An 11,910-nucleotide genomic window follows, 5' to 3' on the forward strand; every position below is an offset into this window, starting at 1 on the left:
AATTTGCGAAAGGCGCACGTAAGCGGTTTGTTAAATTGCGCCTTTTGTAAATTTGGGCACGCCCAGATTATAAAAAGAAAGCCAACAAAATTCCTAGAACGATCATAGAAACTTTGGCAATGTTGAATTTGTGTCCTTCACTGCTTTCAAAAATGATTGTTGAGGAGATGTGGAATAAAATACCGATTACGATTGCTGTTATTTCGGTGTAATATTTACTTAAAAAGGGTAAATATTCTGAAGCTACAGTTCCGAGTGGCGTCATGATGGCAAACGTCAGCATGAAGGCAAAAATGGCTTTTTTATTTAAATCTGCATTGATGAAAAATGTGGTTAAGATAACCGCAATTGGCAGATGATGAATGGCAATTCCTACTGCTAAACCATGATGATGGCTTACTGGAAATCCTTCTAAAAAGGCGTGAATGCAAAGGCTTATAAATAAAAGCCACGGAATTTGAGACATTTTTGCGTGCCCGTGAACGTGTCCGTGTTCGGCACCTTTTGAGAAAAATTCAAGTACGATCTGGAATAAAATTCCGACCATTATAAAGATTCCGATATTAGGATTGTGCGATTCGTAAACATCTGGAAGAAGGTGCATTACGGTTAACGACAATAAAAAAGAACCGCTAAATGCGAGTAGTAATTTTAAATTATTTTTGTTTTCTGGTTTTATAAATAAAGCCACGCCATATCCTAAAAGTACAGAAAATAAGGGTAATAAATAGTTCATTTTTATTTTGTTTAATCGTTGATTCGTTTAATCGGTTAATTGTTTTTTTGTTTAGCGATTAAACGGTTAAACAATTAAACGATTAACCAATTTACTTAAAAATCATGATTAATCTTTCGCTTTCGGTTTTATGGAATTTTTTGAGTTTGTAGTCTCCAAAAATGTCTAAAAGAAAAATTCCAGCCTCGTCCATTAAATCCTGAAAGTCTTTCAAAGTTAGTGCTTTTACTTTTTCTGTAAAATGATATTTTCTGCCTTGGTCTTCAAAATCAATTTCTTTGAAAATATGCCCGTCTTCAACGTATCTTTTGATGTGAAAATCTATTTCGTCAACTGTTTTTACTTCTTGTGGAACAAGATTTTCAATAACATTTGGCACATTCATGAAATCGATAACAGCAAAACCGTATTCTGACAAGCTTTCTTTAATTGCTTTTAAAGTGGTCAGATTGTCTTCGTCGCTTTCAAAATAGCCAAAACTGGTAAAAAGATTGAAAATAGCATCAAACTTTTCTTCAAAAGGCTCGCGCATGTCGTGCACTTTAAAATGAAGGGTTTCATTGCTGTTTTTGCTAGCTTCGGCGATGCTGTTTTCAGACAAATCTGCGCCTAAAACATCGTAGCCTAATTGATTTAAATAAATAGAATGACGGCCTTTTCCGCACGCTAAATCCAAAACTTTTGCTTTCTCTGGCAAGTTGAGATAATGCGTTAAATTGTCCATGAAAACCTGAGCTTCACGATAATTACGATCCTTGTAAAGAATATGATAATATGGCGTGTCAAACCATGAAGAATACCAGTTTTGATTGTCGTCTTCTTGATTTTGGATTGGTGCGTTATGTTTTACAGACATTTATTCTATTTCAATTAATTCAAAAGTCCGGCAAATTTAGTGTATTTTTGCCGAAAAATAACTATTTCGCTTCGATACCTATTTATAACAGTATAATAAAATGTTATAGCGATTAGCTTTTTTTTAATTGAAAAAGAAATGGAAGAAAATTTTAAAATGATTGCCAAATGTTTTTTTGGCTTTGAAGAAATATTAGAAAAAGAATTACGCACACTTGGCGCTCAAGATGTTGAAATAGGTGTGAGAATGGTAAGCTTTAAAGGAGACAAAGGTTTTATGTACAAAGCCAATTTGTCTTTGCGTACTGCGCTTAAAGTTTTAAAGCCGATTTATTCTTTTCGAGCTAATAATGAACAGGCTTTGTACAAAGGGATTTTGGGTATAAACTGGTCTAAATACTTAAATGCGAATCAGACTTTTGTGATTGATAGTACTGTGCATTCGACTTATTTCAATCATTCTGAATTTATTTCTCAGAAATGTAAAGATGCGATCGTAGATCAGTTTAGAGAAAGAACAGGACAGCGTCCAAGTATTGATAAACAGTATCCAGATTTGCGTATTAATATTCATATTGATAAAGATCAGGTTTCGGTTTCTTTAGATACTTCTGGAGCTTCACTTCATCAGCGTGGTTACAGAACGGCTACTAATATTGCACCTATTAATGAGGTTTTGGCAGCTGGAATTCTTTTATTGTCTGGTTGGGACGGACAAAGTGATTTCTTGGATCCTATGTGCGGTTCTGGAACTTTCTTGGCAGAAGCAGCTATGATTGCCTGCAATATTCCAGCAAACATTAACAGAAAAGAGTTTGCTTTTGAGAAATGGAAAGATTGGGACAATGATTTGTTTGATACAATTGTTGACAGTTTAATGAAAAAAACTAGAGAGTTTCATTATACAATTAAAGGTTTTGATAAAGCGCCAAGTGCTGTAAGTAAAGCTAAAGACAATATTAGAAATGCTAATTTAGAAGATTATATTAAAATTTACGAAGAGAACTTTTTTGATACAGAAAAAGAAACGGAAGGTAAACTGCATATTGTTTTCAATCCGCCTTACGATGAGCGTTTAGATATTCATATGGAAAAATTCTACGCCAGCATTGGAGACACTTTAAAGAAGAATTATCCAGGAACAAACGCTTGGTTTATTACAGCCAACCTTGAAGCCTTAAAATTCGTAGGATTAAAACCTTCTAGAAAAATCAAACTTTTTAACGGAAGCCTTGAAGCACGTTTGGTAAAATACGAAATGTACGAAGGAAGTAAGAGAACGAAATTTCAAGTCTAAGTCTCTAAGATACTAAGATTCTAAGATGCTAAGAGTTTTAGCAAAATGGGAAAAAGAATAATTTTAAATAAATATTAAGTTTCTAAGTATATAAGTTGCAAGGAAAAAAACTTAGCATCTTAGCATCTCAGAACCTTAGCAACTCAAAAAAAATGTCAAAACTACAACTACGCGCTTTTTTATACCAATTGGCTGCTTTTGCAATTTTATTTCTTTTATTTAGATATTTGATTGCTGCTTACACCGGATTAACTGGAATTTGGATTCCGATGACGGCATTTGTAATAGGAACTATTGTTGGACCTAAATTTCAAGCGGTAAGAACTAAAGACGGTGAAAAGCTTTTTATGAAATGGCTTTTTATAAAAGGAATTAAAGTAATCGGATAATTTGAAAAATATATGAGGAAAATTGGACTTATTGGAGGAATCAGCTGGGTTTCTACATCTGATTATTATACTTTAATTAATAAAGGAATTAATGAAAAACTCGGCGGACTAAATTTCTCTGAATGTCTAATCTACTCTTTTAATTATGCCGATATTAAAAAGAATAACGATGCCAACGACTGGGATTCGACTTTTAATATGCTTTTAAAAGCGGCAGAAGTTTTAAAATCGGGCGGGGCAGAAGCTATTGTTTTATGTGCCAACACAATGCATTTAATTGCGGATAAACTGCAGCAAGCTATTGGACTTCCTCTTATTCATATTGCTGAAGAAACAGCAATTGAAATTCAGAAAAAAGACTTGAAAAAAGTAGGTTTGTTGGGAACAAAATTCACAATGGAATTGGATTTCTTTAAAGATAAACTTGCTGAAAAAGGAATTAAAGCAATAATACCAATAAGCGAAGCTGACAAAGATTTTATTCATTACACCATTTTCGAAGAATTAGGAAGAGGAATTGCAACCGAAGAAACGAAAAAACGTTATCTTGAAATTGCAAATGAATTAATCAAAAATGGAGCAGAAGGAATTATTTTAGGATGCACCGAAATTCCGCTAGTAATAAAAGAAGGAGATTTAAGTGTCCCTATTTTTGATACAACTTTAATACATACACAAGCAGCGATTAATTTTCAGTTAGCATAAAAAAGATGCTAAGATACTAAGGTTCTAAGTTTTTAATCTTAACAACATAAAAAAGCGGTAAATTCAACTTGAATTTACCGCTTTTTTTTTAAACTTAGTATCTTAGAGTCTTAGAATCTTAGAACCTTTTTAAAAAAACTATTTTTTCTTCTTAGGCTCTTCTTTTTTTACTGTTTCAGATGCCATTGTTTTTTTCTTGTAAATCGGAATAAAGTAGGAAACTGTGTAGTTGAAACCAATTCCAAAACTTCCATCATAAGTTCTGTTAAAACCTGGAATATAAAGGTTTTCAAAATTATTTGGTTCTTTATTAGAAGTCAGAAGTTTAAGCTGAACACCGAAACCAACAAATACATTTTTCACAACTTGGGCTTTTAGTCCTAATGCAACTTCGATCCAAGTAGCGGTAAGTCCGCTATATTTATTGTCTGTTGCTATTGGAGGTAATTCTCCCCAATACGGATTTGGGTTATAGATCTTATAGCTATGCAATTCTTGCGCAAAACTACTAAATCCGCCACGCATTCCTATCGTGATCAGGTTTTCCATATCAAGCCAGTTTTGATAAAAATTATAGTCAAAACCTGCTTTTATATAAGTTCCGTTAGCAGAAGAAGTCAAACGGTCATCTTCTGTAGTTTTATCTTCGTAGCCTAATTCTGCCGCTAAGAAATACTTTTTGGTTAATCGCCAGTCTCCAACAAATTCTACTCCTTTATAATCTTTGTCATAAAGACCGCGAGTAAGTTTGTACAAATCGACACCAACACGAAGTCCGTAGCGGTCTGTTTTTACAACGCTATCTTTTAGGGCTTGAGCTTCCTGAATTTCTGGTTTTGCCGTTTTTACAGTTTCTGTTTTTGGCTTTTTAGTCGCTACCGTGTCTTTCAAATTTTTAGAAATCTCAGGAACATCCTGCGCATAACCTAAAAACATTGAAAACAATAATGAAAGACTAGAAATAAACTTTAATGTGTGTTTCATTTTCAGATTCAATGTTAGGGTTTTCTAAATCAACTTCGGTCATCCAAAACGTATCTCCGTCTGGATCAGTATGTACAAAAGGCAGAATATTTTTTAGCTGAAAAATAGTTTTAAAGCCACAAGCTCTCGAAACATATACATTTTGTGTGTTATAGTTAAATTTAATAACATCAGTATTGATGGCTGTGGTGCTTAACGAACTGTAAATAAACTTAAAGGTTGCTGTAGTGTCATTTACCTTTAACGGAATTGATACCGTACTTCCGCTGGTTACATATCTCAATGAATCGTCTTCTGCAAGACTTTCATTAAAAACAATCCCTTCTTCCATTCCGTCACCAATAACTTTTAAGTTGGTAACATTTTTTGTTTTCGTCGGACTAGAAATATCATAAAATGTCATAACCAATCTTGGTGTAGTTGGTGTATTGGCATCGCAGATATCATCTTTCTCGCAGCTAGATAAGCCGAAAGTGAAGAGCAGTAAAAGAGAGATTAATTTTTTCATGTATTTTTTATCGAAGTTCTAAAAGTACAACATTTTCAACATGATGCGTTTGCGGAAACATATCTACAGGGCGCACACGAGTTACTTTGTATTTTTCATCCATTAAAGCTAGATCACGCGCTTGAGTTGCAGAATTACAGCTTACATAAACCACTTTTTTAGGAGCAATTTTTAAGATTTGCTCTACAACATCTTTATGCATTCCGTCGCGAGGCGGGTCTGTAATAATAACGTCTGGTTTTCCGTGCTGTGCAATAAAAGCTTCATTAAAGACTACCTTCATGTCACCAACAAAAAACTCGCAATTTGTAATATTATTGCGTTCTGCATTGGCTTTAGCATCAATAATAGCTTCAGGAACACTTTCTACTCCAATTACTTTTTTTGCTTTTTTAGAAACGAACTGTGCAATGGTTCCAGTTCCTGTATATAAGTCATAAACTACTTCATTTCCTGTAAGTCCAGCAAAATCGCGTGTTATTTTATACAATTCGTAAGCTTGATCAGAGTTGGTTTGGTAGAACGATTTAGCATTAATGCTAAATTTTAAACCTTCCATTTCTTCCAAAATGTAGTTTCTTCCTTTGTAAAGAATGACATCCTGATCGTAAATTGTATCGTTTGGTTTTCCGTTTACAACATATTGTAATGAAGTAATTTGAGGGAATTTCTCGTATAAATGGTCAAGAATTAATTCTCGGTTTTCTTTGTCTTCTTCAAAAAACTGAATCAAAACCATGATTTCTCCAGTAGAAACCGTACGAATCATAACCGTTCTTAATAATCCAGAATGTTCTCTCGGATTAAAAAAAGCTAAATTATGTTCGTTTGCAAAAGCTCTAATTTCGTTACGAATGGCATTTGAAGGATCTTCTTGTAAATGACATTTGTTGATGTCTAAGATTTTATCCCACATTTTAGGAATATGAAAACCTAAAGCGTTTCTGTTCCCTAAATCTTCAGTGCTTCCAATTTCTTTTTCAGTTAACCAACGGCTGTTAGAAAAAGAAAACTCCATTTTATTTCTGTAGAAAAACTGTTTCTCAGAACCTAAAATATCTTCAAATTCTGGGAGTTCGATTTTTCCTATTCTTTGTAAGTGATTTTTAACTTCATTTTGTTTAAATGCAAGTTGTTGGCTGTATTTCATATTTTGCCATTTGCAACCTCCGCATACACCAAAATGTTCGCATATTGGCTCTACTCTATATTCAGATAATTCGTGAAATTTTACCGCTTTACCTTCGTAATACGCTTTTCTTTTTTTTAGTGTCTGTACGTCTACAACATCTCCAGGTACCACATTCGGAATAAAGATAACTTTTCCGTCAGGTGCTTTGGCTACTGAAACCCCTTTTGCACCAGCATCAAGAACTTGAATTTGATGAAAGACAATTTTGTCTGTATTTTTTCTTCCCATAGCGCAAAAATAAGCCTTTGAAAACTTTTACAAATTTAATTTTAGAAAAAATTTAGAAATTCTTCAAAATATTAGTTTAATTGGGGATAAAAGCTAATTTTGTTTTCGTAATAATCCCAATAAAATTACATATTAACCTGCTATTTTTATCTTTTTATGAAGTTGTATCACAAACTTTCAAAAATCAGCTTTCTTAAAAAAAGTTATGCTTTCAAATTTTTATTTGTTGCTTTTATCGGTATCCATATTCCCTTAATCGGAATCTTGTTTTTTGTCCTATTTTTTGAGCATGAAGTATCATCGGCTTCTATTCTTGTTTTTTCTTTAATTATGACATTGCTGGCAACGGCAATAACGCTTTTGGTTTTAAATAAACTGATAAAGCCAATCGCTATAGCCTCAAAAGCATTAGATGACTATAGAGATTCAAGAAAAATAGCCGCTTTGCCAACAGATTATACAGACGAAGCAGGTCTGCTTTTGTGTAACATACAGGAATCTATTAACGAAGCAGAGAATTTTATAAACGAAAAACAGGATTTGGTTTATATGCTTTCGCATGATTTGAAAAATTTTGCAGGAAATCCGCAAGGTTTAGCTAAACTTATTATAAGCGAAGAACCATCAGAGTCGGTAAAAAATATGGCTGAGTTAATTTGCGAATCGACTGAACTGCAATTTAGATACATCGAAAATTTTATCAAATTGCTCAAAGAACAAGACGATGTTGTAAAAGTAAACCCAGAAGTTAAGGCGGTTTTGTTTTCGAATATTGTTCCTTTTATTAACGAACAAGTCGAACAGCGTTTGTTGGATAAAAATATAAAAATGGATTTGGTTTTGGAATGTAATGAAGCAAAACTGAAAATAGACGAGGGGCTTTTGGTTCAAGTGTTGGTAAATCTAATAAGTAACGCCGTTAAGTTCTCTTATTTTGATAGCGAAATTAAAGTCAGAATCTTTTCTGCAGATTCAAAATTGATTATGACGGTAAAAGATTACGGAATGGGCTTTGATCGAAATCAGATTGAAGAATTGTTTAAAAAATTCACCAAATTAAGCCGTCTAGGGACCGCAAACGAAGGTTCTACAGGAATCGGATTGTATTTGTGCAAAAAAATAATAGAAAGAAACAAAGGGCGATTGACTGCATCTAGCGAAGGAAAAAATAAAGGCGCTGAGTTTAGAATTGAATTTGATGTCTAGATTCTGAAAAAAAATAAGGCTGTAAGATTTTATTCTTGACAGCCTTTTTATTTTATTATTAAAGATTACCAAAGCTGATGAACAGAAGGTTTGATAAGGTCATTATAGATTTTGTTCATTGCCACAGTCTGCTCTGAAGTTAATTTTGGAGTGTCATAAACCGATAAATTTGATAAAACATGTTCTGTTTTGGATGCTCCAGGAATAATACAGCTTACTTCATCAAAACTCAAAATCCATTGTAACGCAATTGTAGCTAGATTTTTTGATTCTGGAAATAAAGTTTTTAATTCTTCAACAGCTTTTAAGCCCAATTCGTAATCAATTCCAGAAAAAGTCTCGCCTTTATCAAACGCTTCTCCGTTACGATTAAAATTTCGGTGATCCTGAGGATCAAAAGTTGTTTTTGCGTCAAATTTGCCTGTTAAAAGTCCGCTTGCTAATGGAACTCTGGCAATAATTCCGATATCTTTCTTTTTAGCTTCCGCGAAAAACAATTCTGAAGGTCGTTGACGAAACAAATTGAAGATAATCTGAACCGTTGCTACGTTTGAGTATTCAATGGCTTTTAAAGCTTCTTCGACTTTTTCAACGCTTACACCCAGATTAAGAATTTTCCCCTGATCTTTTAGTCTATCAAAAAGTTCAAATATTTCTGGACGATAGTAAACTTCAGTCGGCGGACAATGCAGCTGAATTAGATCAAGTGTTTCTAATCCCGTTCTTTTTAAACTGTCTTCAACAAATTTTTGAAGTACTTTTGGCGTATATCCTTCATTAACATGCGGATTGATTTGGCGTCCGCATTTTGTGGCAACAAAAACACGTTCAGAACGAGAGCGAACGACTCTTCCAACAGCAGTTTCGCTTAATCCATTTTCGTAAACGTCGGCTGTATCAATAAAGTTTACACCATTATCAATAGCAGTATTCAAAAGTGTATCGGCTGCTTTATCATCAAAACCCGATCCCCATTTTCCGCCAACTTGCCAAGTGCCAAGCGAAATTTCAGAGATATTAAAGTTTGTTTTTCCTAGTTTTCTGTAGTTCATTTTTTTTAAGATTCTAAGGTTCTAAGTTGCTGAGATTCTAAGTTTTTTTTCTAAAGTTGCTGAGATTCTGACATACAAAGTTTTTTCAGTTATTCAAATCTTAGCAACTTAGTATCTTTTTAGTCAAATAAATCCGAAGACAAATAACGATCACCGCGGTCGCAGATAACGGCAACCACAACTCCAGATTCTAATTGTTCTGCAATTTTTAAGGCAACTGCGACAGAACCTCCGCTGCTCATTCCTGCAAAAACACCTTCTTCTAGCGCTAATCTTTTAGTCATGGCTCTTGCTTCTTCTTCGCTCACATCTACAACAGTATCCACTTTAGAAGCATCAAATATTTTAGGAAGATATTCCTGTGGCCATTTACGGATTCCAGGAATCTGAGAACCATCACTTGGCTGTGCACCAACGATTTGAACGTTTGGATTTTTTTCTTTCAAATAAGTAGAAGTCCCGATAATAGTTCCTGTTGTTCCCATTGCCGAAACGAAATGCGTTACCGTTCCGTCAGTATCATTCCAGATTTCAGGCCCAGTTGTTTTGTAATGCGCTTTCCAGTTATCATCATTAGCAAACTGGTTCAGCATTAAATAACCACCTTGCGCCACTTTTTTATCGGCATAATCTCTAGAACCAATAATTCCTTCGCTTGCAGGTGTAAGAATAACTGTTGCGCCATAAGCACGCATAGTTTGAGTGCGTTCTTTGGTAGAATCTTCGGGTAAAACCAGTTCGATTTCAATGCCAAATAACTGAGCAATCATAGCAAGCGCAATTCCAGTGTTTCCGCTGGTTGCTTCAATTAATTTGTCTCCTTTTTTGATATCGCCTCTTTCTAATGCTGCAGCAATCATATTGTATGCCGCTCTATCTTTTACGCTTCCTCCAGGATTATTTCCTTCCAGTTTCAGTAAAAGTTTTACATTTTTATTTTTAACTAGATTGACCGTTTCCATCAAAGGAGTATTGCCAATTAGGTTTAATAATTTATGTGAATTCATGTTATTTTTTTTCTTTTATTTTAACGTCAGTTGTAGTGGTGTTTAAAACGATAGAATCTTCTGGAATAGATTTGGTAACCCATGCATTTCCTCCAACAACACTGTTTTTTCCAATTACTGTTTCTCCGCCCAGAATTGTTGCATTGGCATAAATGCAGACATTAGCTTCAACAGTTGGATGCCTTTTTGCATTTTTCATGTCTTTGCTTACGCTTAATGCACCAAGCGTAACACCTTGATAGATTTTTACATGTTTCTTGATAACGGTAGTTTCGCCAATTACAATACCAGTAGCGTGATCGATAAAAAATGGCGATGCAATATCGGCTCCAGCGTGAATATCTGTACCTGTAATTCTATGGGCATATTCGCTCATTAATCGAGAGAATAACAATAAATCTAAATGATATAATTCGTGACTAAGTCTATAAATTGCAATGGCATAAAACCCTGGGTAACCCAAGTACACTTCATCAATGCTGTTTGATGCAGGATCGTTTTCAAGGATATATTCGGCATCTTGATTTAGTTTTTCTAAAACTCCAGGGAGTTTCTCTAAAAAGCGATCCCAGATCGATTCGCATAAATTTTGAGGTTTTTTACAAGCCAAAACCGCAATTTCTTTAAAGCGAAACTCTAGTTCATCAATGCTTTCGTCAAGTGCCGCATTCGAATCAAAAAGCGTGTAAAAAAGCTTTTCTGTAAAGTCTTCTGTTTTGGTTTTAATACCGTAATTTATGTGTGAGTGGCTCTTTAAAGCTCTTATATTTTGTATGATATTGTCTTTTGTCACAATGGTAAAAATGGATGAATAATTTTGGAACGTTAAAAGTAAGGCGTTTTTTGGAAATAAAATCACGATTTAACTAAAGAAATTTACTTTGAGAGGTTTGATTTGTGATAAAAAGCAAATTCTAAACGGTTCTTATTTATGCAATTCTTAAGAAGTTAATTGCGTAAATTAGCTTTCAAAATATACTAAAATGAAAAATAAGCCAACATTTAAGAGTGCAATTTCTGGCAATTCTTTTGATGAAAATGAGAAAGTTTATGGAAGAGCAATTCATGATCCTATTTTGGGATTGATTAAAAAGGAATATCCCGATTTTAATGCCGAAGATTGCATTTCTATAAATGAATTGAATGTGTTTCGCCAAAAATATATTTCAAATTATCTTTCTAGTGAAATAGGAGCGCTTTCGGCAATGGAGAAAAATGTCATTTCTTCGTTAAAAGAAGATAAATCGATTGTGAGTATTGTAGAAGATGAGGAAGAAACTAGAACCTTAGGGCAAAAAGTGGCCGATAAAGTGGCTGATTTTGGCGGGAGCTGGACTTTTATTATTTCGTTCGTAGTTTTTATTACGATTTGGATTGCTTCAAATGTTTATATTTTTCTAAACAAAGGTTTTGATCCTTATCCGTTTATTCTTTTAAATTTAATACTTTCTTGTGTTGCAGCTTTGCAGGCGCCCGTTATTATGATGAGCCAAAACCGTCAGGAGGAAAAAGATCGTAATCGCGCTAAAAAAGATTTTATGATCAACCTGAAATCGGAATTGGAGATTAGATTAATTCATGATAAAATTGATCATTTAATTATGCATCAGCAGCAAGAACTAATCGAAATTCAGAAAGTGCAAATCGAGATGATGAATGATATTTTGGATCAGATTAAGAAATAGAAGTTTCTTAAAATTCCAATTTTTTTAAATCCCAAATTCCAAAAGGAGCGAAGCGACTTTTAGAAA

The 11,910-nt window shown here is 33.9% G+C and carries 13 protein-coding genes; 5 read left to right on the forward strand and 8 right to left on the reverse strand.

The window, feature by feature from the left end; all coding sequences use genetic code 11:
- Nucleotides 1-67 precede the first annotated feature (67 nt).
- Together NCC77_RS10415 and NCC77_RS10420 are read right to left on the reverse strand one after the other, a co-directional pair.
- Nucleotides 68-736, reverse strand: a complete 669-nt coding sequence (locus tag NCC77_RS10415) for a ZIP family metal transporter (RefSeq protein ID WP_250835510.1) — start codon at nucleotides 734-736, stop codon at nucleotides 68-70.
- 91 nt (nucleotides 737-827) lie between these two features.
- Entirely contained in the window at nucleotides 828-1,592 is a 765-nt protein-coding gene (locus tag NCC77_RS10420; RefSeq protein WP_250835511.1) for a class I SAM-dependent methyltransferase, read from the reverse strand.
- A 138-nt stretch (nucleotides 1,593-1,730) separates the two neighbouring features.
- Here NCC77_RS10420 and NCC77_RS10425 point away from each other — a divergent pair, with 138 nt between their 5' ends.
- The 3 genes from NCC77_RS10425 to NCC77_RS10435 all read left to right on the forward strand — a co-directional run bounded on the left by NCC77_RS10425 (nucleotide 1,731) and on the right by NCC77_RS10435 (nucleotide 3,982).
- Nucleotides 1,731-2,888, forward strand: coding sequence for a THUMP domain-containing class I SAM-dependent RNA methyltransferase (locus NCC77_RS10425; RefSeq protein WP_250835512.1), 1,158 nt, complete (start codon nucleotides 1,731-1,733; stop codon nucleotides 2,886-2,888).
- A gap of 152 nt (nucleotides 2,889-3,040) precedes the next feature.
- Nucleotides 3,041-3,277, forward strand: a complete 237-nt coding sequence (locus NCC77_RS10430; RefSeq protein ID WP_250835513.1) for a hypothetical protein — start codon at nucleotides 3,041-3,043, stop codon at nucleotides 3,275-3,277.
- Between the two features lie 12 nt (nucleotides 3,278-3,289).
- A complete protein-coding gene (locus NCC77_RS10435) occupies nucleotides 3,290-3,982 on the forward strand; it encodes an aspartate/glutamate racemase family protein (RefSeq protein WP_250835514.1) in 693 nt (230 codons plus the stop codon).
- Between the two features lie 138 nt (nucleotides 3,983-4,120).
- Here NCC77_RS10435 and NCC77_RS10440 read toward each other — a convergent pair whose 3' ends face one another.
- Genes NCC77_RS10440 through rlmD form a run of 3 tightly spaced genes read right to left on the reverse strand, consistent with a single transcriptional unit; the run spans nucleotide 4,121 to nucleotide 6,894 of the window.
- Nucleotides 4,121-4,966 (reverse strand): DUF6048 family protein, encoded by an 846-nt coding sequence (locus tag NCC77_RS10440; RefSeq protein WP_250835515.1) that lies wholly within the window; start codon nucleotides 4,964-4,966, stop codon nucleotides 4,121-4,123.
- Complete coding sequence (locus tag NCC77_RS10445; RefSeq protein WP_095930945.1) at nucleotides 4,938-5,474, reverse strand: DUF6452 family protein; 537 nt, start codon at nucleotides 5,472-5,474, stop codon at nucleotides 4,938-4,940. Before NCC77_RS10445 ends, NCC77_RS10440 begins: the two co-directional genes overlap by 29 nt.
- A gap of 7 nt (nucleotides 5,475-5,481) precedes the next feature.
- A complete protein-coding gene (rlmD, locus tag NCC77_RS10450; protein WP_250835516.1) occupies nucleotides 5,482-6,894 on the reverse strand; it encodes a 23S rRNA (uracil(1939)-C(5))-methyltransferase RlmD in 1,413 nt (470 codons plus the stop codon).
- A 156-nt stretch (nucleotides 6,895-7,050) separates the two neighbouring features.
- Here rlmD and NCC77_RS10455 point away from each other — a divergent pair, with 156 nt between their 5' ends.
- On the forward strand, nucleotides 7,051-8,100 hold the full coding sequence (locus tag NCC77_RS10455; RefSeq protein WP_250835517.1) for a sensor histidine kinase: 1,050 nt from the start codon (nucleotides 7,051-7,053) through the stop codon (nucleotides 8,098-8,100).
- Nucleotides 8,101-8,165: 65 nt separating this feature from the next.
- On the opposite strand, the gene NCC77_RS10460 is transcribed toward NCC77_RS10455, so the two are convergent.
- From NCC77_RS10460 to epsC, 3 genes are all read right to left on the reverse strand, one after another.
- Nucleotides 8,166-9,152, reverse strand: coding sequence for an aldo/keto reductase (locus tag NCC77_RS10460; RefSeq protein WP_250835518.1), 987 nt, complete (start codon nucleotides 9,150-9,152; stop codon nucleotides 8,166-8,168).
- 119 nt (nucleotides 9,153-9,271) lie between these two features.
- A complete protein-coding gene (gene cysM / locus NCC77_RS10465) occupies nucleotides 9,272-10,159 on the reverse strand; it encodes a cysteine synthase CysM (RefSeq protein WP_250835519.1) in 888 nt (295 codons plus the stop codon).
- A 1-nt stretch (nucleotide 10,160) separates the two neighbouring features.
- The gene (gene epsC / locus NCC77_RS10470) at nucleotides 10,161-10,952 is read right to left on the reverse strand and encodes a serine O-acetyltransferase EpsC (RefSeq protein WP_095930983.1); all 792 of its coding nucleotides are present in this window, start codon (nucleotides 10,950-10,952) and stop codon (nucleotides 10,161-10,163) included.
- Nucleotides 10,953-11,142: 190 nt separating this feature from the next.
- Between epsC and NCC77_RS10475 the strand changes: the two genes are divergently transcribed.
- A complete protein-coding gene (locus tag NCC77_RS10475; RefSeq protein ID WP_250835520.1) occupies nucleotides 11,143-11,844 on the forward strand; it encodes a DUF1003 domain-containing protein in 702 nt (233 codons plus the stop codon).
- Nucleotides 11,845-11,910 lie beyond the last annotated feature (66 nt).

This window comes from Flavobacterium tyrosinilyticum (assembly GCF_023656565.1).
Taxonomy (GTDB): Bacteria; Bacteroidota; Bacteroidia; order Flavobacteriales; family Flavobacteriaceae; genus Flavobacterium; species Flavobacterium tyrosinilyticum.

Bases quoted from the DNA above. Each gene is read 5' to 3' on its own strand.
- NCC77_RS10460 (WP_250835518.1), bottom strand. From the start codon at position 9,152: ATGAACTACAGAAAACTAGGAAAAACAAACTTTAATATCTCTGAAATT.
- NCC77_RS10440 (WP_250835515.1), bottom strand. From the start codon at position 4,966: ATGAAACACACATTAAAGTTTATTTCTAGTCTTTCATTATTGTTTTCA.
- NCC77_RS10455 (WP_250835517.1), top strand. From the start codon at position 7,051: ATGAAGTTGTATCACAAACTTTCAAAAATCAGCTTTCTTAAAAAAAGT.
- NCC77_RS10425 (WP_250835512.1), top strand. From the start codon at position 1,731: ATGGAAGAAAATTTTAAAATGATTGCCAAATGTTTTTTTGGCTTTGAA.
- rlmD (WP_250835516.1), bottom strand. From the start codon at position 6,894: ATGGGAAGAAAAAATACAGACAAAATTGTCTTTCATCAAATTCAAGTT.
- NCC77_RS10415 (WP_250835510.1), bottom strand. From the start codon at position 736: ATGAACTATTTATTACCCTTATTTTCTGTACTTTTAGGATATGGCGTG.
- NCC77_RS10435 (WP_250835514.1), top strand. From the start codon at position 3,290: ATGAGGAAAATTGGACTTATTGGAGGAATCAGCTGGGTTTCTACATCT.
- cysM (WP_250835519.1), bottom strand. From the start codon at position 10,159: ATGAATTCACATAAATTATTAAACCTAATTGGCAATACTCCTTTGATG.
- NCC77_RS10475 (WP_250835520.1), top strand. From the start codon at position 11,143: ATGAAAAATAAGCCAACATTTAAGAGTGCAATTTCTGGCAATTCTTTT.
- NCC77_RS10430 (WP_250835513.1), top strand. From the start codon at position 3,041: ATGTCAAAACTACAACTACGCGCTTTTTTATACCAATTGGCTGCTTTT.
- NCC77_RS10420 (WP_250835511.1), bottom strand. From the start codon at position 1,592: ATGTCTGTAAAACATAACGCACCAATCCAAAATCAAGAAGACGACAAT.
- NCC77_RS10445 (WP_095930945.1), bottom strand. From the start codon at position 5,474: ATGAAAAAATTAATCTCTCTTTTACTGCTCTTCACTTTCGGCTTATCT.